The organism is Micromonospora sp. MW-13 (assembly GCF_003434305.1).
Classification (GTDB): domain Bacteria; phylum Actinomycetota; class Actinomycetes; order Mycobacteriales; family Micromonosporaceae; genus Micromonospora.
In genome coordinates this window covers 1-20880 of record NZ_QKKX01000074.1, presented here as the reverse complement: position 1 = coordinate 20880, position 20880 = coordinate 1, and the positions used below count along the sequence as shown (strand labels likewise).

At 68.3% G+C, this 20880-nt stretch carries 16 protein-coding genes and 1 pseudogene; 10 read left to right on the top strand and 7 right to left on the bottom strand.

Features of this window, described 5'->3' with window-relative positions:
• Positions 1-164: 164 nt before the first annotated feature.
• Positions 165-1241, bottom strand: a complete 1077-nt coding sequence (locus C5N14_RS27620) for an endonuclease/exonuclease/phosphatase family protein (RefSeq protein WP_117672237.1) — start codon at positions 1239-1241, stop codon at positions 165-167.
• Between the two features lie 473 nt (positions 1242-1714).
• Here C5N14_RS27620 and abc-f point away from each other — a divergent pair, with 473 nt between their 5' ends.
• The 5 genes from abc-f to C5N14_RS27585 all read left to right on the top strand — a co-directional run bounded on the left by abc-f (position 1715) and on the right by C5N14_RS27585 (position 8495).
• A complete protein-coding gene (gene abc-f, locus C5N14_RS27610; RefSeq protein WP_117672235.1) occupies positions 1715-3352 on the top strand; it encodes a ribosomal protection-like ABC-F family protein in 1638 nt (545 codons plus the stop codon).
• Between the two features lie 140 nt (positions 3353-3492).
• Positions 3493-5115: an ABC-F family ATP-binding cassette domain-containing protein gene (locus C5N14_RS27605; protein ID WP_117672233.1), complete on the top strand. Its 1623-nt coding sequence runs from the start codon at positions 3493-3495 to the stop codon at positions 5113-5115.
• 424 nt (positions 5116-5539) lie between these two features.
• The gene (locus tag C5N14_RS27595) at positions 5540-6370 is read left to right on the top strand and encodes a GNAT family N-acetyltransferase (protein WP_207892891.1); all 831 of its coding nucleotides are present in this window, start codon (positions 5540-5542) and stop codon (positions 6368-6370) included.
• A gap of 122 nt (positions 6371-6492) precedes the next feature.
• Positions 6493-6999, top strand: coding sequence for a GNAT family N-acetyltransferase (locus C5N14_RS27590; protein ID WP_207892890.1), 507 nt, complete (start codon positions 6493-6495; stop codon positions 6997-6999).
• 320 nt (positions 7000-7319) lie between these two features.
• A complete protein-coding gene (locus C5N14_RS27585) occupies positions 7320-8495 on the top strand; it encodes a DUF6236 family protein (protein ID WP_128763678.1) in 1176 nt (391 codons plus the stop codon).
• A gap of 1 nt (position 8496) precedes the next feature.
• Here the strand turns inward: C5N14_RS27585 and C5N14_RS27580 are convergent, their stop codons facing one another.
• The 3 genes from C5N14_RS27580 to C5N14_RS34310 are packed head-to-tail and all read right to left on the bottom strand — an operon-like array spanning position 8497 to position 10557.
• Entirely contained in the window at positions 8497-9330 is an 834-nt protein-coding gene (locus tag C5N14_RS27580; protein WP_117672228.1) for a hypothetical protein, read from the bottom strand.
• 52 nt (positions 9331-9382) lie between these two features.
• A complete protein-coding gene (locus C5N14_RS27575; RefSeq protein ID WP_117672226.1) occupies positions 9383-10090 on the bottom strand; it encodes a hypothetical protein in 708 nt (235 codons plus the stop codon).
• Entirely contained in the window at positions 10051-10557 is a 507-nt protein-coding gene (locus C5N14_RS34310) for a transposase (RefSeq protein ID WP_371685918.1), read from the bottom strand. Before C5N14_RS34310 ends, C5N14_RS27575 begins: the two co-directional genes overlap by 40 nt.
• 65 nt (positions 10558-10622) lie before the next feature.
• Here C5N14_RS34310 and C5N14_RS27560 point away from each other — a divergent pair, with 65 nt between their 5' ends.
• Both C5N14_RS27560 and C5N14_RS27555 read left to right on the top strand, forming a co-directional pair.
• Positions 10623-11555 (top strand): hypothetical protein, encoded by a 933-nt coding sequence (locus C5N14_RS27560; protein WP_117672224.1) that lies wholly within the window; start codon positions 10623-10625, stop codon positions 11553-11555.
• Between the two features lie 102 nt (positions 11556-11657).
• Positions 11658-11900, top strand: a pseudogene (locus C5N14_RS27555) (ISL3 family transposase); the annotation flags it as partial.
• Positions 11901-11963: 63 nt separating this feature from the next.
• Here C5N14_RS27555 and C5N14_RS32435 read toward each other — a convergent pair.
• Both C5N14_RS32435 and dnaE read right to left on the bottom strand, forming a co-directional pair.
• Positions 11964-12284, bottom strand: coding sequence for a DUF6300 family protein (locus tag C5N14_RS32435; protein ID WP_165878247.1), 321 nt, complete (start codon positions 12282-12284; stop codon positions 11964-11966).
• Positions 12281-15823 carry a DNA polymerase III subunit alpha gene (gene dnaE, locus C5N14_RS27550; RefSeq protein ID WP_117672222.1) on the bottom strand — a complete coding sequence of 1181 codons (3543 nt, stop codon included), beginning with the start codon at positions 15821-15823 and terminating at the stop codon, positions 12281-12283. Before dnaE ends, C5N14_RS32435 begins: the two co-directional genes overlap by 4 nt.
• A gap of 67 nt (positions 15824-15890) precedes the next feature.
• Here dnaE and C5N14_RS27545 point away from each other — a divergent pair, with 67 nt between their 5' ends.
• Positions 15891-16904: a LysR family transcriptional regulator gene (locus tag C5N14_RS27545; RefSeq protein ID WP_243640098.1), complete on the top strand. Its 1014-nt coding sequence runs from the start codon at positions 15891-15893 to the stop codon at positions 16902-16904.
• An 83-nt stretch (positions 16905-16987) separates the two neighbouring features.
• Here the strand turns inward: C5N14_RS27545 and C5N14_RS27540 are convergent, their stop codons facing one another.
• Complete coding sequence (locus tag C5N14_RS27540) at positions 16988-18343, bottom strand: aminotransferase class I/II-fold pyridoxal phosphate-dependent enzyme (protein ID WP_165878248.1); 1356 nt, start codon at positions 18341-18343, stop codon at positions 16988-16990.
• Between the two features lie 543 nt (positions 18344-18886).
• On the opposite strand from C5N14_RS27540, the gene C5N14_RS27535 reads away from it, so the two are divergent.
• Together C5N14_RS27535 and C5N14_RS27530 are read left to right on the top strand one after the other, a co-directional pair.
• Complete coding sequence (locus C5N14_RS27535; protein ID WP_117672216.1) at positions 18887-20431, top strand: ABC transporter family substrate-binding protein; 1545 nt, start codon at positions 18887-18889, stop codon at positions 20429-20431.
• Positions 20432-20459: 28 nt separating this feature from the next.
• Positions 20460-20880 (top strand): ABC transporter substrate-binding protein (locus C5N14_RS27530; protein WP_243640096.1); only part of this gene is annotated, 421 nt, incomplete at its 3' end.

Below are 20880 nucleotides of genomic sequence, written 5' to 3'. Positions count from 1 at the left end.
GTCGGGCTGGGCACGGGTATGTACAACAACGTCTACCGCCTCACCCTGGGCCGGGCGGGCGGAGCCGGTGATCCTGCGGGTCGCGCCGCCAGAGGCCCGCCAGTTCCGCAGTGAGCGCCACCTGATGCGGAACGAGTTCGCAAGCCTGCCGTGGCTGGCGGTGTTCACCAGCTGATTCCGGCCGCCACCGGCAGGTGGTCGCTGCCGGTGGCCGGCAGCATCCACGAGCTCTCCGGCTCCACGCCTCTGACCAGGATCTGGTCGATCCGCGCCACCGGGAACTTTGCCGGCCAGCTGAAGCCGAAGCCATCCCCGGCCGCGTCCTGGGCCGAGTGCAGTTGCGAGGTGATGTCGGCGAACGCGCGGTCGTCCATGGTGCCGTTCAGGTCGCCGAGCAGCACCACGCGCTCGTTCTGCTCGGCGGCGATGGCCTTGCCGAGCGCCTGTGCTCCTCTGTCCCGCGAGTCCGTCCAAAAACCCGTCCTGGGATTCACCCGTACGGACCCCAGGTGGGCCACATACACCGCCAGCGGACCCTGGTCCGTGGCCACCGTGGTGCGCAGCGCCCGGGTGTAGGCCATCTTCATGTCGACCGGCTTGGTGTCCGCCAGCGGCCCGTAGTCCATCTTGATGTCGACCGGCTGGGTGTCCGACAGCGGCAGCTTGCTCCACAGCCCGACCGTGCCCAGCACCGTGTGGTACGGGTACGCCTTCGCCAGCTCCTTCTCGTACGTGTCCCGGGCCTGCTCGGTCATCTCCTGCAGGGCCAGCACGTCCGCGCCGGAGGCGGCCAGGTCGCGGGCGGTGCCGGCCGGGTCGGGGTTGTCGGCGCCGACGTTGTGGCTGGCCACGGTGAGGTCGCTGCCCGGGTGGGACTTGTCGCCGAGCAGCCCGCCGAAGAGGTTCAGCCACACCATGACCGGCAGCAGCAGCGCGGCCACCGCGGAGGCGGAGCGGCGCCAGAGCGCCCCGGCCAGCAGCACCGGGATGAACAGGCCGAACCACGGCAGGAAGGTCTCCGCCAGGCTGCCGAGGTTCCCGATCCGGTTCGGGATCTTCGCGTGCAGCAGCATGAACAGGCCCAGCAGCAGCGCCAGCGCCGCGAGCACCAGGCCGCGCTTCCAGGGCCCCGGCCGGGAGCCGACGCGGATCGCCCGGCGGATGCCCGCGCGCCAGGTCCCGGAGCCGGTATCCCGGCGGATGCCGCCCTGCCCGGTCTCCGCCGTGTCCACCTGCGCCATCGGCCGTCCTCGCTCACTGTCAGTGTTGCCCGTACGAAGAGTGCTGGTCACTGCTGCATCCTCGGGTCCTGGGTGGGGTCGGCGTACATGCGCGGGCAACCTTGATCGATCGCACCGGTGCACAGCCCGTAGTGCCAGATCACGTGTCCCCGCCCGCTCGTGTGTGATTGATCTCGTACCGTATTGCGAGCGCACACTTCCGCCACCCGCCAACTACCTTGGCTTCGCCCGGCGGGCCGAGTGCCGCCGGTGCTACGGTAGATCGCGAACGATCTGCACATGGATGATCAGACAAGCATGGGAGACGAGACATGGTGGGTGACGACGACATCTCCGGGTGAGACCGGACATGTGATCGGCCACCGGCCCGCGCCTATGAGCGCCGTTGCCGTGGTCGTGTCGTCGCTATTCGAGACCATGTCCCCTGTCGGGCGGCTGCGGTCGCCTGCCCTCACATCCGAGGTTGTTTCCCGATGTCCGATTCTTTCATCGTCTGCTCGAACCTGACCTTCTCCTGGCCGGATGACACCCCGGTCTTCCAGAACCTCTCGTTCACGATCGGTGGCGGCCGTACCGGGCTGGTCGCGCCGAACGGTGCCGGTAAGAGCACGCTGCTCAAGTTGATCGCCAACGAGTACCGGCCCACCGCCGGGTCCATCTCGGTCCAGGGGGTGCTCGGCTACCTCCCGCAGAGTCTGCCGCTGGTCGGCGACCTGACCGTGGCCGAGGTTCTGGAGATCGCTCCGCTGATCCGGGCACTACATGCCATCGAGTCCGGAGATGCCGGCGAGGAACACTTCACCACGATCGGCAACGACTGGGACATCGAGGAGCGGACCCGCGCCCAGCTGGACCGGCTCGGCCTCGGCGACCTCGCCTTCGACCGGCGCCTGGACACCCTCAGCGGCGGCCAGGTCGTCTCCCTCGGCTTGGCGGCGCAGCTGTTGAAGCGGCCTGACGTGCTACTGCTGGACGAGCCGACCAACAATCTCGACCTCGAGGCCCGGCACAAGCTCTACGACGTGTTGGCGCAGTGGAATGGCTGCCTGCTGCTGGTCAGCCACGACCGGGCACTGCTGGATCGGATGGACCGCATCGCCGAACTCGACCGCGGCGAGTTGCGGTTCTACGGCGGGAACTTCACCGAGTACGAGGTGGCTGTGCGCGCCGCGCAGGAGGTGGCGGAGAAGAACGTCCGCAACGCCGAGCAGGAGCTTAAGCGGGAGAAGCGGGAGCTGCAGGAGGCCCGCGAGCGGGCGGCACGGCGAGCCAGTAACGCCTCTCGCAACCTCAAGAACGCCGGCCTGCCGAAGATCTTCGCCGGTACCATGAAGCGGGACGCCCAGGAGTCCGCGGGCAAGGCGAACGAGATGCACTCCTCGCGGGTCAACGACGCCAAAGCCCGGCTCGACGAGGCGGGGCGCGCGCTGCGCAACGAGCAGAAGATCTCGCTGGTGCTGCCCGGCACCAACGTACCGGCCGGACGCACGCTCTTCACCGGTGAACGGATGCACGTCCGTTACGGCGAGCGGTCCCTCTTCGCCGCCGACGGCGTCGACCTGACGATCCGGGGGCCGGAGCGGATCGCCCTGCTCGGCCCCAACGGCGCCGGCAAGTCCACCCTGCTGCGGTTGATCAACGGCGATCTGGAACCCGAGGGCGGCCAGATCAAGCGGGCCGATGGCCGCATCGCGTACCTGTCCCAGCGGCTGGACCTGCTGGACCTGGACCGTACGGTGGCGGAGAACCTGGCCGCGTTCGCGCCGGAGACGCCGGACTCGCAGCGGATGAACCTGCTCGCCCGCTTCCTGTTCCGCGGCCCCCGGGCCCACCTGCCGGTCGGGGTGCTCTCCGGCGGCGAACGGCTGCGCGCCACCCTGGCCTGCGTCCTGGGCGCCGAGCCCGCGCCGCAACTACTTCTGCTCGACGAGCCGACCAACAACCTCGACCTGGTCAGCGTCGGTCAGCTGGAGAGCGCGCTCAACGCCTACGAGGGAGCGTTACTGGTGGTCAGCCACGACGAGCGGTTCCTCGCGGAGATCAAGGTCAACCGCTGGCTGCGGCTCGCCGAGGGGCGCCTGCTGGAGACCGGCCCCCCGGACGTCGACTGACCCGCCTCGGGCCGCCCCGGTTTGCGGGGCGGTCCGACGTGGAGCCACACCGGTGCCGGTGAGCCCCTGACCCTTCCCCACGCCCCGTAGGCGGCACTGGCCGGCGGGCCGAAGACGATCTCCATGATGGTGTGTGCCTCATGTCCAAGTTTGCCCTGCTCGCCCACGATCTGGTCCGCACGCTCGGTACCCGCCGGGTGCTCGACGGCGTCTCCCTCACCGCCGCGCCCGGGCAGCGGATCGGGCTGATCGGCGAGAACGGTACCGGCAAGTCCACCCTGTTGCGGCTGCTCGCGGGGGCGGACGAGCCCGACGCCGGTACCGTCGTCCGCCCACCGGAGCTGGGGTTCCTGCACCAGGAGATGCCCTTCGAGCCGGCCGCCACGATCGCCGCCGTGCTCGACGAGGCGCTGCGCGAGGCCCGTGAGGATCTCGCCGAGCTGGACCGGCTCAGCGGCGCGCTGGCCGACACCCCGCAGGACGCGCCGGAGTACGCCGACCTGCTCGCCGCGTACGGCGATCGGCTCGACCGCGCGCAGGCCAGCGACGCCTGGGACGCCGACCGGCGCGCCGAGATGGTACTGGCCGGTCTCGGCCTCGGGGCGCTCCCACGCGAGCGCCCGATCGCATCCCTGTCGGGCGGGCAGCGCAGCCGGGTCGCGTTGGCCGCCCTCCTGGTACGGCGGCCCACGGCGCTGCTGCTCGACGAGCCCACCAACCACCTCGACGACGACGCCGCGGCCTTCCTCGAGGAGCAGCTGCGTGGCCTGCCCGGGGTCGTGGTGGTGGCAAGCCACGACCGGGCGTTCCTCGACGCGGTCTGCACGGATCTGATCGACCTCGATCCGGCCCTGGACGGCCCGACCCGCTACGGCGGCAACTACACCGACTACCAGGCCGCCAAACGGGCGGAGCGAGAACGCTGGCAGCGCCGCTTCACCGAGGAGCAGGAGGAACTCGCCGAACTGCACCGCTCCGTCGAGGTGACCGCGCACGAGGTCGCACCGGGGCGCGCCCGGCGCGACAACGAGAAGATGGGCTACGGCCACACCGCCGGGCGGGTACAGAACCAGATCTCACGACGTGTGCGCAACGCCGCCCGCCGCCTCGACGAGCTGGAACGTGAGCAGGTCGGCCAGCCGCCGGAACCGCTCCGGTTCCGGGTCACCACGCTGGCCAGCACCGCCGCAGACGGGATCCTGGTGTCCTTGCGGGACATCCGCGTACCCGGCCGGCTCGCGCTCGACCGGCTGGACGTCCCGGCCACCGACCGGCTACTGATCACCGGGCCGAACGGGACGGGAAAGTCGACACTGCTCGCGGTGCTGGCCGGCCGACTGCACGCCACCGGTGAGCTGCGCCGACGGCGTAACCTGCGGGTCGGCCTGCTCGCCCAGGACACCCTGTTCGACCGGCCGGGCCGCACCGCGCGGGAGACCTACGAGGTGGCGCTCGGTGCCGAGCGCGCCGAGTCCGTACCGCTGCTCTCGCTCGGGCTGCTCGGCTCCGCGGACCTGGACCGGCCGGTCGGGCAACTCTCGGTCGGCCAGCGGCGCCGGCTCGCCCTGGCGCTGCTGGTGGCCGACCCGCCCCAGCTGCTGCTGCTCGACGAGCCGACCAACCACCTCTCGCCGCGGCTCTGCGACGAGCTGGAGGAGGCTCTGGCCACGGGACCCGGCGCGATCGCGGTCGCCAGCCACGACCGCTGGCTGCGCTCCCGCTGGCCGGGTCGCGAGCTGCGTCTGTCACCCCAGCGCGGCTGATCGGCGGGCGACAGGCGACCGCTACAGATCTTGAATGGTCAGGTTGTGTCGGGTTCGAGGGCCAGGCCGGTGTGGGTCAGGAAGCTGTCGAGCAGGTCGGGTCGATACTGGATCCGCGTGAGGCGGTTGCGGATGATCGCGAGTAGGTGGTCGACGCCTCGGACGGCGAGGTTGCGGCACCTGCACCGACCAGCCGATCCGGTGCAGCAGGTACGGGGTGCCGTTGCGCGAACCACCCGGCCGCCTGCCACCGCACCGCCTCCCGCTTCGCCCGCCCCCGCGCGGACAACCCAGCTCCGTCGGGCAGCCGCCACGATCCGTGGTTTCTAGACGCTCCGGACGTCGCCAGCACCGCGGCCGGCAGTCGCCGCAGCCCGCGTAATCGAGAACGACTTAAATCAGAGGCGGTCCCAGCCTCCGGGTGATGGAATCAAGCGCTATGGGCGAGGTGGAGTACCCGGTTTTGGACGATGGTGATCTCCTGGTCAGGATGGAGCAGAACCTGGCCGAGCACGCGTGTCACCTGCATCGACACATCGCGGGCATGGCGGTTACCGACGCGGACGACCTCCTGGTCGCGGACAGTGGGCTGGGCGACGACACCTTCAACATCGTCGCCCTGGCCCGTTTCAGCCGGGCCAGCGCCGATGCACGCATCGCCGACACCGCCCGGAAGCTGACCGCCGGCGGCCGCCCGTTCTCGTGGTGGGTGGGCCCGGCCTCGACTCCGGCGGATCTGTCCACCCGGCTGGCCGCCGCAGGCTTTGAAGCATCCGAACGGGAGGCGGCGATGTGGGCGCCCCTGGACGAGGTCCCGCCACCGCAGAACGCCGCCGGGCTCGACATCCGCCTCGTGACGACGCCCGAAGGCCTCGCCGAGTACGCCACGGTCCTGGCCGCGAACTGGGATCCGCCCGCCGCCACCGTCCGACACTTCTTCGCCCTGGCCGCGGAGCATGCACTCGCCGCCGACTGTCCGGCCCGCTACCTGGTCGGTTACGTGAATGGCCGGCCGGTTTGCTCGGCGGAGGTCTTCCTCCACGCGGGGGTCGCAGGGATCTACAACATCGCCACCCTGGCCACCCACCGCCGACGCGGCTACGGCGGCGCCATCACCCTCGCCGCCCTGCACACCGCCCGCGACCACGACTATCGGACCGCCGTCCTACAAGCATCTGCGGACGGCCAACCCGTCTACCACCGCTTGGGCTTCCGCGACTGCGGCCAGTTCATCGAACACGCCATCAGCCTCTGAAGACCCATCCCACTCGTGAGCCACGTCAGGTCCTCGCGACGGATGGTTGGCGGTGTTGCCTTCCCGTCTGCAGGTGAGCTCGACGCTCCCGACCCATCTGACCACTCACCATGGAGATATCGATGAATTTCACCTTCCGCCGTGCGACGCCCGAGGACGTCCCTGCGGTGCTCCGCCTCTTCGACGACGTGATCGCGTGGTTCGTGAGCATCGGCAACGACGAACAGTGGGGCACCGAACCCTGGTCGACGCAGGAGCGCCAGATCGAGCGCGTCACGGAAGCGTGCGCGCTCCCGGGTGCCTGGGTCACGGAGCACGCCGAGCTGGGCGTGTGCGGGGCGCTTGTGCTCGGCGACGCCATGCCGTATGTCCCTCCGGCGACCGACCCCGAGGTCTACGTCCGGCTCGTCATCGGCTCACGTGATCCACGAGCGAAGGGCGTCGGACGACGGCTGCTCGCCCTTGCCGACGACCAGGCCCGCGCCGCAGGCGTCAGCCGCCTACGAGTGGACTGCTACGGCGGCGGTACTGGAGCCCTGGTCCGCTTCTACGAGTCCTGTGGCTACGAGCGGATCTCGACCTTCGTCGTCGACGGCTGGCCCGGCCAACTGCTCGGCCGTACCCTCTGACGCGGCTGTCCATCACTTTCGGAATCACTGGCGGTCTCAACCGGTCAATGCCCCACCGACGGCGCGCAGGTACGCCACCGGGTCGCGGGGCTCGACCAGCAGGGGCCGGGATCGGGCGGGGCGTACCCGCGTCCAGGGCCTCGGCCGTCCAGTCCGGCCCAAGCGCGGCACCCAGCGTCGTGGCGACCCGGGGCAGGGAAGCTGGGGGCGAGGAAGCCGATGTCGTCGCCCGGCACGTCGCCGGCCGACGCCGATGGTCACCGATTCCGTGGGATCCTCATACATGGTGGACAATCGACCGGCGGCCGGCAGGGATGCGGATGAGCGACATCGGGCTTTACTACCCGTACTTTCACGTCCGGGACGACACCTGGCTGAAGGCGGCGGCCCTCTACCTGCCGCAGGTCGCGCGGATCCGACCGCCGGGCTATCCGGTGCTCGACTCGGAGACCGCCACTGTGCTGCGCGCCGAGCTCGACTTCCTCCTCGACGTCGACCCGGGTCCGCAGGCCGCGAGCACGGCGCGGGAGTTCGGGGAGTTCGTTCAGCAAGACGCCGACGCTCTGGAGCGCTACCTGCTCCCTGACTACCCGGGAGGCGGTGGCTTTGGGATAGAAAGCCATAACCCATGGTTTCAGGACGAGACGCGTTTCGCGTGGATCCACGCCAGCCAACTGGGCGACAGGGCGCTCATCGAGCTGCTGTGCGATCTCGGGCTCGGGACGAGGTCACGGTTCGATCCCCTGACAGGGCTGCGGGACGACGCGCGATGGGTGGGTATGCACCCGCACCTGGTGGCCGTGTACTCCTGTGCCTTGGCGCAGCGGATCGCCCGGGCCAACCAGCTGCTGCCAGTGACGCACGATCCGCGGCTGTTCGCTCTGCCCGAGGACTGGACGGTGCGGGAGTTGGGCGCGGCGCTGGTGAACACCCGGCCGCCCGGCGCCTCCTCGTCTGGCAGCTCGGTGCTGTATGCCTGCGCGGCGCTGCGGTCTGTGCTGCCCGCCGGCCTGGAACAGGTGTCCGCTCAGGACATCGTCCGGGCGCGACGGACGTTGGCCGCCGAGTTCGACGCGTTCCGTGCGCACCTGACCGGCCTGGCGGAGGAGTTTGCGCGGCTGGACGGCATCGAGGATCCCGAGATCCTCAGGGCGCGGCTGGCCGCGATGGTCGAGTTGGACCTGAGCGGCTCGATCCGGGAACTCGAACAGGGCCTACGAGCCCTCGGCCTGGAGCCGATCAGGGCGATGTTCGGCCTGAAGTCCCTGGAGCTGCCGACGGTGGCGGCCCTTGCCGCACATGCCCTGCATCTCTCGCCGGTGATCGGCGCCGGCGGAATGCTCGCCGTCCAGGCCTTCACGGCTGTCCGTTCGGCCCGTGAGTCCGCAGGTGAGCGACGCACCAGCGCGGCCGGATATCTGCTCGGGCTCCGCGCCCAGCTCGATCCGCCTGGCGCCTTGGAGCGCGCCCGGCGCATCCTGACCGGCAGGAGCTGACTCAGGGCTCGTGCACGGTGCGGCGGAGGCGCTGTTCTGCCTGGTCCACGAGTCGGGCGGCGACCTCTCGGGGATGTAGGTAGCGGGTGCCGGTGTTGAGTGCCGTGTCCGGGTCAGGGTCGGCGAGTTCTAATTCCCGGGTCAGTGCCCAGTTGGTCAGAAGCGCTCGCGCGTAGTCGATCAGGGCCTCCGGCACCACCGGCGGCACATCCGTCAGGATGGTCCCCTCAGGATGCCCTTCGGTCAGGGGCGCGACCAAGGGCACGACGCCCGGCACCGGAACCCCGGTCCAGGCGGGTGGGCGCCAAGAGGGATCGAGGGTGACGGTCTCGCGGCGCAGCTGGTAGCCCCGGCCGGGTCGCAGGACGGAGGCGTCCTCGACCCGCACCATCCCCGCGTCCGCCCTGACCGCCGCGGTCAATTGGACGGCAGCCCAGCCGCTGAGGATGTCGTAATCGGCTACGGGACGTGCGCACAGCTCCCGGAACCGCCGGGCGCGCGGAAGCACCAAGCACCGGTTTTGCTGAAGGACCTCGGCCGGGTCAATGGCCGTGGCCGCCTCGAGTGCCTCGCCTGCCTCGCGGAACGCGAAGCTGAGGACGGCGATCAGCGGCTGGGCAATTTCGCCGAAGACCCGTAGAGCACCCTCGCCGTCATAGTGCGCGATCGAGCCGGCCCGGGTTCGGCGCGGACTGATCGGTTGCTCACGGATCCAGGCTGCCCATCGGAACGCCTCCCGCAGCGCACGGGTGAGATCTTCCGGTTCGGCGTTCAACTGGGCGCGCAACTGACCCCGACAGATCGCGATGATGTTCTCTTGGCTTGTATCGACCATGCCGTCGATGATGACCGATGCCCTAAGAGGCCGTCGGGGTGTTCGGTGTGGTTCAGGCCCGGTCGTGTACGGGCGAGGGAATCTTGGTGGCGTGGTAGGAGTCGCCGCTCCGGGTGGGGCGCCAGAGGCGCCAGTGTTTCGCGGACAGCTTGAACGGGAGATGGCTTTGTAGATGACGAGCACCGGGGGACAGCCGTTGGTCGTCGGGCAGGTTGAACCACAGGGAGAGTGAGGATGCTGCGGTGCCGAGGGTTGCGCGTATGCCTGAGTCGCCCAGAAGCCGGCCGTACCCGTCCACGGCGAAGCGGCCGAAGGCGTCGGGAGTGATGTCGGGGTACGGGGCGTGGGCGTCCGGGTCGATGAGGCGCACGGGCGTGTTGTAGGTCAGCGCGGCCAGGGAACGTCCGTGGGTCGTGACCGCGTCGGGGCCGACGGCGATGAGGGCAGCGAGCGCGTGGTTCACGGATTCGGGTCGAACGTTCCATTCCGTGTGGGTTTGCGCACGGTAGCGGGGTCCGCCGAAGCGCTCGGTGGCGAGCGCTACCAGCTGCTCGGTCGACGCAGGCGGTCCGCCTGCAAAGATCTCGAACGCCCACGATGCTGACGACACCGGTTCGGTGCAGGCATTGGCGAAGCTCTGCAGGCGCTGGAATGCCTCATCAGGATGCTTGGCGCGAAGCGAGTGCGCACCGCCCGCAGCCCTGGGCAGTCCGTCGTAGGTCACCACCTGCGGGAACGTGGTGCCCTGTGTCCGCGCCATCCGCCCATCATAGGTGTCCGTTGTCGCGCGCCCCTCGTGGCCACAGTAGCGCCAGGCGATGCCGTTGCGGTTGACGTAGAGGGTCGCACTGAAGACTTCTTGCAGGTCGTGGGTGGCGGCGCGGCCGCCGACACCGGCGTCGGGCCTGGTGCCCTTCCCGGCGTGGCGGGGTACGCGTTCGACGTCGATGCCGAGCCCGGCGCCGTGCGCACAGTACGGCCGTGTTGTGACCGCCGTCGACCCATGCCTTGACCACGGTCGGATGGTCCGCGGACATGGGTGTCGAGCAGGTGCCGGCCGGCGGTGGAGTCCGGCACCGACGCGGCAGTGACGACTACCGCCAGCAGCAAGCCGAGGGTGTCGGTAGCGATGTGCCGGTTGCGTCCCTTGATCCTCTTCGCGCCGTCAGACGTGGAGACGGACGGCGAGGCGCTCCTGGCCGCCGCCGGGGACGGCGTCGGCGTCACGCTCAGCCGGGGCCCCGGTCGCGGGCCCTGGCTACTCTGGGCGCGACGATGAGGGGGTTCCGGGCATGGATGACGCAGGCCGCACCGCCGGAGACACCCCGTCCGGCCCCCGCGCCGGTCACCCGGGCGGCCGGCCCGCCCGGCCGATCGCCGCCGTGCTCACCGCCGTCCTTCTCGGCCTGGCCTCGACGGCCACCTGGTACATCGAGCGGCGGACCGACTCGCTGGAGCAGCAGCGGCGCCAGGACGAGCGGGCCCTGTTCGAACGGGCCTGCAACGACCCGATCTCCGCCGCGGCCATGGTGATCAACATGCCGGCCTTCGCCAGCCGTTGCCCGGTGGGGCTGCGGCACCTGCTCTCGATACCGGCCGACGAGGTCCGCCCGGGCCCGGCGTTGGTCGACGCCTACCTGGACCGGTTGTTCGTCCTGCTCGGTGCCCAGGTCCCCGGCGGCGACGTCGGGCCGTACCTCAGCGCGCTGCACCGCGATGACGACCACGCCGCCGCCCTCCGCGCGGCGAACCGGGCCGTCCGGTCCTGCCGGGCGGTGCTGCCGACCGACCCGCCCACGCCCACCCCGGACGCTTCCGGGCCACCGACGGGCTTCTGGGACGACCCGCAGCGCATCGAGGTGCGCCCGCAACGCTCGACGGTCCGGGTGAGCGTCGCGCCGGGCGGCGTCACGGTGATCGACGTCCGGGTGGTCGAGACGACCCCGTCCTGCCTGACCCGGCCACCAGAGGAGGTGCCGGTGCCGCGGTACATCGGCACCACCGCCCTGAGCCTGTCCTTCAGCCCGGGCACCGGCCCGAGCGGGCAGCGGGTGTGGCTGCTCGACCGCATCGACGCCTGCCCGGTGCACCCGGACCCGCTAGCCTCGGCCCCGATCGTCAATACCGACTCGATGTTCCGGCGCAGATCGATCCGGGTGAGTGTGACCGACTCCCTCTTCGCCTACGCCGGGAGCACCTGCCCGTCGCCGGCCAGCCCGGGGTGAGCCGCCTCCGGCCGTGGAGAGCGATCCCGGATACACGTCAGGGCCATCCCGTTAACGGCATGGCCCTGACGCGTAATGATCCGCATCGCCATGATCGACCAGACGTTCCGGGAACAGTTGCCGGGAGTCTTGGGGCGTTATCAGCGTCGGACATCCCGGTTGATCGGTCAGGTCGGTGCGGTGGTGCGCGAGTTGCCGGCCGTGGTGGCGCTCGGTTGTTGTCGGCTCTGGCGGTGGTCGTGTCCCGGCACACCGCGTTGCGGGCGCTGCTGCGTCTGCCGCTGCCCGTGCGGCAGGTGCCCAGGGTGCTCGGGGTGGACGACTTCGCGAGGCGTTGCAGGTCGCGGACCGCTGGCATCTGTGGCACAACCTCGCCGAGGCCGTCGGCAAGGAGGTCGAGGCGAGCGGTCACAGCTCGCCGCGGTACCAGGCGTCGACCTCGGCTTCGAGTGCATCCTCGTCCGGTCTCGCCGGTCGGGCCTGATCGATCCAGCGGAGCAGATCCCGCGCGAGCTGAGCTACGTTTTCCGTCTGTCTGGCCTCGTCGGCGGTGAGGTACCCGACGACCGGGCCGGCGAGAGGATTGTCTGCGTCGCAGCGGACGCACAGGTGAAGCTCATGGACGACCGGGTACCGGTTCCCGGACGCGTTCGTACAGGTGCCGGGAAGGCGCAGGACGGCCAGGACGTTGTCGGTGCCGCATCGGTGGCACGGCAGGTCACGGGTCATGCGCGTCCGATCGCGTCCGGGCCGAGCAGCGCCTTGACGTCCCCGTAGAACGCCGGTTCTGGAGTGACCCGGAAGGGCTTGAGGTTCAACAGCAGGCTCCGGGCGCCGTGCCGGTCCAGGCGCACGTGTACGGGTGCCCGGCCTGGATGGGTGGTCAGGATGTGTTTGAGATCCTGCACGAGTCGCGGGCTCACCTGGTTCGCCTGGAGCGCGATCACCACGGGTGGCTCGCTGTTCGCCCGGGAGACGTCGAGCAGCGTGATCTCCTCGCCGTAGAGGCTTATCGTCTCGTCGCGTACGTTGATCCGGCCCCGTACGGAGACGACCCGGTCCTGGGTCAGCGTGTCGCCGTACAGGGCGTAGGTCTTGGGGAAGATCAGACACTCCACGGCGGCGTCGTGGTCTTCGAGGGTGACGATCGCCCACGGGTTGCCCTGCTTGGTGACCTTGCGGTGCAGGCCAGAGATGATGCCGCTGACCCGGGTCGCCCGGTCCGGCCGCCCAGTGGTGAGCAGGTCGGCGATGGTGGTGTCGCGGTTGGCGCACAGTACGTGTTCGGCGCCGTCGAGCGGGTGGCTGGAGACGTACAGGCCGAGCATCTCGCGTTCGAAGGCGAGGAGGGTGGCCCTGTCCCACTCTCCCGGTGGGATCGTGATCGAGAAGGTGGCGCTCTGGGCGGTCTCGCCGAACAGCGAGTGCTGGCCGTGGGCTTCGTTGCGCTTGACGTCGACGACCGCGTCGACGGCCTGCTCGTGCACGCTGACCAGGGCTTTGCGGTGGTGCCCCAGGCTGTCGAACGCGCCCGCCTTCGCCAGTGATTCGATGACCCGCTTGTTGCAGACGGTGGATGGGACCTTGGCGAGGAAGTCGTTGAAGTCCGTGTACGGGCCCTTGGTCTCGCGTGTGGTGATGATGGCGTCCACGACGCCGGCTCCGACGTTGCGTACGGCGCCCAAGCCGAACCGGATGTCGGAGCCGACAGCGGCGAAGTCCAACCGGCTGGCGTTGACGTCCGGCGGCAGCACCCTGATGCCCAGGCGCCGACAGTCCGACAGGTAGACGGCCATCTTGTCCTTGTCGTCGCCGACCGAGGTGAGCAGCGCGGCGAGGTACTCCTGGGGGTGGTTGGCTTTGAGGTACGCGGTCCAGTAGGAGACCAAGCCATACCCTGCGGTGTGCGACTTGTTGAAGCCGTAGCCGCTGAACGGGACCAGCACGTCCCAGACCGCCTTGATCGCCTTGTCAGAGAAGCCCCGCGTGCGCATCCCGGCGGAGAAGCGATCCCATTCGGCGTCCAGGACCTCTTTCTTCTTCTTGCCCATGGCGCGGCGCAGCAGGTCGGCGGCGCCGAGGGAGTACCCGGCGAGCTGCTGTGCAATGGCCATGACCTGCTCCTGGAAGACGACCAGGTGGTAGGTGTCACCGAGGATGGGTTCGAGCACCGTCTCGAGTTCGGGATGGATCGGTTCGACCGACTGCTTGCCGGTCTTGCGCAGGGCGTAGTTGGTGTGGGCGTTCATCTCCATCGGGCCGGGCCGGTACAGCGCGTTCACCGCGGCGATGTCGGTAAATGTGCTGGGCTGCATGAGCTTCAGCAGAACTCGCATACCGCCGCTGTCCAGTTGAAAGACCCCGAGGGTGTCGCCGCGTGCCAGCAGCTCGTAGGTCCTGGCGTCGTCGAGCGGGACGTCGAGGATGTCGATGTCGATGCCCTTGTTGGCGCGGACGTTGGCGATCGCGTCGCCGATCACGGTGAGGTTGCGCAGGCCGAGGAAGTCCATCTTCAACAGGCCCATGTCCTCAGCCTGGGTGAAGGGGAAGCCGGTGATCACCGGCCCGCCGGCCTTCGGCTTGACCAGCGGGATCACGTCGACCAGGGGCTCGCTGGAGAGGATCACGCCAGCGGCGTGCACGCCGGTGCCCCGGGTGAGGCCCTCCAGGCCGACCGCGGTGTCGATCACCCGTTTGACGTCCGGGTCCTGCTCGTACATCTGGCGCAGCTCGGCCGCTTCACCGTGCCGGGGGTGGTGCTCGTCGTGAATGGCGGCCAGCGGGATCTCCTTGCCGCCGTCCGCCGCCGGGAACGCCTTGGTGATGCGGTCCCCCAGGGCGTACGGCAGGCCGAGCACCCGGCACGCGTCCTTGGCGGCGGCCTTGGCCTTGATGGTGCTGAACGTGACGATCTGGCAGACCCGGTCCTCGCCGTACCTGCGGGTGACGTAGTCGATCATTTCGTCGCGCCGTCGGTCGTCGAAGTCGAGGTCGACGTCCGGCATGGTGACGCGCTCGGGGTTGAGGAACCGTTCGAAGATCAGCTTGTGCTCGATCGGGTCGAGCTGGGTGATCCCGGTGCAGTAGGCGACGATCGAGCCGGTGGCCGAGCCGCGGCCGGGACCCAGGCCGATGCCGTGCTCGCGGGCGTACCGGCAGATGTCGGCGACCACCAGGAAGTAGCCGGGAAAGCCCATGGCGCCGATGACCGACAACTCGTAGTCGATGCGGTCCAGCACCTCCTGCGGCGGGTGCTCGCCGTAGCGACGGCGTGCCCCCTGCAGGGTCTCCTTGCGCAGCCAGCTGGACTCGCTCTCGCCCTCTGGGACGGGAAAGCGAGGGGTCAGGTCCCGGTGGGCGAACACCTTCCCGTAGTCGCCGGTTCGCTCGGCGATCAGCAGCGTGTTGTCGCAGGCACCGGGTACCTCACCGTCCCACAGCGCCCGCATCTGTCCGGCAGACTTGAGGTAGTAGCCGCTGCCGCCGAACCGGAAACGGTCGACGTCGGCGAGCCGCTTCCCGGTGCCGACGCACAGCAGCGCGTCGTGTGCCGGGGCCTGGCTCTCGGTGACGTAGTGCGAGTCATTGGTGGCCAGCGGCGGCAGGTCTAGTTCCTTGCCGAGCTTGAGCAGTTCGCTGCGGACCCGGCGCTCGATGGCTAGGCCGTGGTCCATCAACTCCAGGAAGTAGTTGTCCCTGCCGAAGATGTCGCGGTACCGCGCGGCAGCCTCGACGGCCCGGTCGTACTGGCCGAGGCGCAGCCTGGTCTGTACCTCACCGGACGGGCAGCCGGTGGTGGCGATGATGCCCTGGCCGTGCTCGGCGAGCAGCTCGTCGTCCATCCGCGGGTACTTCTGGACGTGGCCCTCCAGCCAGGCCCGCGACTGGAGTCGGAACAGGTTCCGCAGGCCCTGAGCGTCGCCCGCCCACATCGTCATGTGCGTGTACAGGCCCCGCCCGGAGACGTCACCGCCCTCGCCGGTTTCGTCGTCGGACCGGCGCATCGCGAGGTTGTCGCTGTAGTACACCGGCTGCCGGCGATAGCGCGAGGCGGGAGCGACGTAGGCCTCGATGCCGATGACCGGTTTGATCCCTGCCTTGCGGGCCGTCTGGTAGAACTCGTACGCCCCGTGCACGTTGCCGTGGTCACTCATCGCCACGGCCGGCATCCCCTGCCGGGCCACCTCCTCCATCAGCAGGCCCACCTTGGCCGCCCCGTCGAGCATGCTGTACTCGGTGTGCACGTGAAGATGCACGAAGGACCCCACTGACTACCACACTCCCTGGTTGTAGGATCGCCCTCGATCCGAGCATTCGACCCGAGAGCAGGCGCGGTTGTCCAACAACCAACACACCGAAGAACCACAACCAACAGTTGTGGACGGGGCTGCGGCGGATCTTGATGTCGGCGAGGTCCGCGCCTTCGTGGCGGTCACCGAGGAGCGCTACTTCAGCGAGGCCGCGGCCCGGCTCGGCATCAGCCAGCAGGCCGTCTCCAAGCGCATCGCCATGCTGGAGAAGGACCTCGGCGTGGCGCTGCTCAGCCGCACCTCTCGCGGCGCCCAGCTCACCGTCGACGGGCAGGCGTTTCTTCCGCACGCGCGCAAGCTTCTCCGAGTCGAAGCACGTGCCGTTGCCGCCGTGCGTCCCGGGCGTCGCGCGCTGCGCATCGACGTGCTCAACCATCGGATCGGACCAGCAGCGCTCCTGCGCAATTTCCACCGGGCGCACCCTGACATCGAGCTCGACGTCGTGACTCTCATCGACACCGATGTCGACACGGCTATCGCCGCTATTAGATCCGGAGCAATCGACGCCTCATTCCGGGCCGTCACCGCACCCGAACAGCAACTACGGGATGGCGTCACGGCAGCGCGAGTGCTGGACGATCCCCATGAACTGCTTACCGGACCGACCCACCAACTGGCCGCTGCTCGCGCGGTCACGCCCGCCGATCTCGTCGGGCACCGGATCTGGATACCCGGTATCGTCCCTGGAACCGAATGGGCCGCCTACTACGACGATCTCGCTGCCGCGTTCGGGCTCACCATCGAGCGGGTCGGCCCCAACTTCGGCACTGACCACCTGCTGGACATGCTTGCGGACTCCTCGACTCTGGCCAGCCTCACCGGCGAGCAGGTCCGGTTGCTCTGGCCGGCCGACTACGACCTGCGGCGCATACCGGTTCGCGAACCGACGCCGGTCTACCCGCACTCGCTGATCTGGCACCGCGACAATCCACACCCTGGCCTGGCCGCACTCCGCAACTGCATCCGCGCTATGCAACGCCACCACCATGACGCCAAGACCTGGGCACCGAAGTGGGCAATGCCGCATGCGTCGCCGTGAGGAGTACGGCTGCACTCAACCAGCCCAGGCGCCAGGCCGGTTCGACACCGGCGTCAGGACAAGGTCCACGGGTCTTCCGACGGTCAGATTTCCATGCCGGTGGTGCTGAGCCGGTTGAGCCTGGTGGGCATCTGGCAGGCTTGAGCGATTATCCTGGCCATCTCCTGCGTGCCACCGCCCAATGCCGTGCCGTTGATGTGCACATGCTGCTGCCTGGTCGGCTCGGCGTGGAAGAAGCGACCGGGGTGGACCACGATGCCGTCTCTGCTCAGCCGGGTGCAGACCGAGTGTTCGTCGGGAACGGGTAACCAGATACTTGGGCCATCGGATGTTTCGAGAGCAAATCCGTGCTCGATCAGGGACTGACTGAACTCGGCATGTCTACGCTTGCACTCTGCGATGAAAGCGTTCGTGTGCCGAACGGATTCCTCGTTGGTCAGTTGGAACGCCAGCGCGAGTTGCAGGATTCGGCTGACCCAGCGGGAGGAGTAGGTGAGTCGCAGCGACATCATATCGATGTACTCCGCTGCTCCGCCGACTGCGGCGACGCGCAGATCGGCTCCGAAAAAGAAGTTGTAGCTCTGCATGTGGACAACCCGGGCGGGCAGATGTGTCGCCAGGGACCGTTGGTGGGGTCTCATCAGGGATGTTTGGGACGTTTCGAATATGGGAAACGTCTCGTCCTTGAGCAATTCTGCCGCAGCCTCGATCCACCGGTCGTCGACCGACCGGGCGGAGGGGGAGTTTCCGTTGGGCTGATAGATCATCGCGCTCGGCTTGCTGATCAACGCGACCCGCAACTGTTCAAGGTCTGGTCCGTCGTGTCGGTAGTCGATGGGAATAGCCGTCGCACCGATGGATTCAAGAATGTCGAGGACTCGTGCCTGGGTGGGAGATTCGATTATCACCCGGTCGCCTGGGCGAGCCACCGAGGTGAGGGCCAGCTCGATCGCGTCGACGATGCCATGGGTGGCGAGGAAGTGGGTCGCCTCGGTCGGCCAGCGCGGTTTCACCGCCGCGACGAGTTCTGCGGTCATCGGTTCAGCGAAAGTGTTGTGCAGGGACGGGTTGCCCAATGCGTACTGCAGTGCGGCGGTCAGATCCGGCGGCGGCAGGTCATCGGTCCGTAGGTTCCCCAAATCGGTATGCGTAAGTAAGGATGTGCGGATCATGCTGTCGAACCGCCGCGCCCTGGGCGGTTGCGGTGGTCCGAGGACAAGGGTCCCGCCGCGACGCCGGGTCTCGATGACGTGCCGCGTACTGAGCGTGCTCCAGGCCTGCGCGACTGCTGACTTGCTCATCCCCAGCCCGCCGGCCAGGTCCCGTACGGTGGGAAGTTGGGACTGGGCGGGCAGTTCGCCGGAGGCGATCAGGTCGAGGATGGCGTGTGCCAGGGCGTTGCTTGTCCGCAGGGTGAGGCGTGCCTGGATGAGTTGCATGCATCGCTGGCCGTCCAAGGGTGCTGGTGGTGTCACGTCTGGTGTCCTCCGCATGGTGCACCGCTTCTGCCTGCCGGCAGACGGCAGGGTGCGCTGATGGGATGACGGATTCGCGCGGCGGCACCGAGGCCCGGAGCGTATCGAATCACCCGAGGGAAGCCCAGTGCCGACTGAGGTGCCCGGGGCTCAGCGCCGCCAGCCGTCACCCAATGTGTCCATGGACATATTGCTGTTGACCAGAACATAACTCGAACTTAGCTTCATGGGTGTTGACCTGCGGTGACGCAGGCCCGGCCGCGGAGTCCAGCCACCCTGGCAGCCGTCCCGTGTCGCGACCCCCCGCGACATCGCATACCGCTCAATCAGCGTAAAACGCTGGTATTCGCTCACCCCTGAGTTAGAGGATCGTGTGCTGTGAAAGCCTCTCGAAGCCTCGTGGCCGTTATCGCGCTAGCCGCTTTGGCCGCCGGCTGCACGAAGATCTCCGATGACAATTCGTCGAATGCTCCGAGCTCTGCCAGTGAGGTGGCGGACGGTGGGACGATGACCCTCGCGGCCACCAGCCCGATCGTGGACTGGAACCCGCTGTCTGCAGCCGGGGACACCACCGGCCAGCGTCAGCAGCAGTGGCCGTTCTATCCGCATCCGTTCCTGACCAACCCGGATACCAGTGTCGTGCTCAACGCGGCGCTCCTGGAATCCGCCGAGGTGGTCAGCACCGCTCCGATGACGATCAAGTACAAGATCCAGCAGAAGGCCGTCTGGTCTGATGGCACCCCCATCTCCGGCAAGGACTTCGAATACACCCAGGCCGTGCAGGATCCGGAGAAGTGCGCCGAGTGTAAGGCGGCCTTCACCGAGGGCTACTCACTGATCGACTCCGTGCAGACGAGCAGTGACGGCAAGACGGTGACGATGACCTACTCGAAGCCGTTCTCCGAGTGGCAGGCGCTGTTCAACTACATCCTGCCGGCGCACGTGGCCGACACCTACGGGAATCTTGCGGCCTCCTTCAACGAGGGCTTCGGCAAGAACGCGCCGAAGGTCTCGGGCGGGCCGTACATCATCAAGGAGGTTCAGGACGGCGTCTCGATGACGATGGTCAAGAACCCCAAGTGGTACGGCGACCCGGCGCATCTGGACACCATCACCACCCGTTACATCTCCGGCCAGGGCGCACAGATCACCGCCCTGCAGAACGGCGAGATCGACCTGGTCTACCAGAACCCGACGCTCGACACGGTCACCCAGGTCAAGGCGATGAGCGGTACGACGATGCGGCTCGGCTCGACGCTCACCTACTTCCACCTCGGGATGAAGACCACCGGCGACGTGATGGCCGACGCGGCGCTGCGTAAGGCGATCTCCACCCGGCTCAACCTGGACGACATGCGCAAGCGCACCGTCGGCCAGTACGCGCCGGAGCTGACCACCATGAAGAGCAGCGTGTACGTCCCCGGGCAGAAGGTGGGTGACATCGCCGCCTATCAGGAGAACATCGACGCGCTCAACATCGGCAAGGGCGACACCAAGGCCGCGCTCGGAATTCTTGAGCAGGCCGGATACAAGCTGACCAACGGCAAGCTGATGCTCCCCGACGGCAAGCCGCTGCGTGACCTGACCATGCTGACCCTATCCACCGACGTGCTGCGCATGGAGCTGGCCCAGATCACCCAGTCCCAGCTCAAGGATCTGGGTATCGCCGTCGTCATCGACGCGGCGGATGGTGCGCGCTACTCGCCGGCACTGCGGTCGGGCAGCTTCGACCTGATGGCCACCGGCACCGCCCTCGACCTTGGCGCGCTCTCCATGCAGCAGTGGTACGGCACCGGTGGGGCCCGCTCGTTCGGCTACTCGTCAACCGAGGCGGACCGGCTCTTCGAGGCGGCCTCGACCGAGCTCGACCCGGCCAAGCGGGTCGATTTGATGAACCAGGTCGACCGGGTCCTGATGGCCGACGGTGTGGTGCTGCCGCTCTTCGCCAGCCCGCAGATGGCCGCCTATTCGGACAAGTTCGCGAACATCTTCATCAACCCGAGCAAGTACGGCACGACCATGAACGTCGAGCACTGGGGCCTGCGCAAGTAACCGCGCAACAGCGCCAGGAGAGGAAAACATGACTATCGACTTTGTGGTGGCCACGCCGCATGACGCAGTCGAGTTCAACGATGTCTACCGGAACACCACCGCGAGTGCCGGGTACATCGCCTGTAACAACATCTACAACCGGGTCGTGCTGAACGAGTGGTTCGAGATCAACCCGTTTCCGGATCTGGCCACCCACTGGGAGCAGTTGGACGGCTCGCGTCGGTGGCGGTTCCACCTGAACCAGGCGGCCCGCTGGCAGGACGGCACGCCGTTGACCGCGCACGACGTGGTCTACACCCACCTGCACGCCATGAAGATGGGCTACACCGGTAGCCGGTTTCTCAAGGATGTGGAGACGATCGTCGCGGTCGACGACCATACCGTCGACTATCACCTGCACACCGCGAATGCCGGTTTCCTGGTCCTGCTCGGCAACTTCATCTTCACCC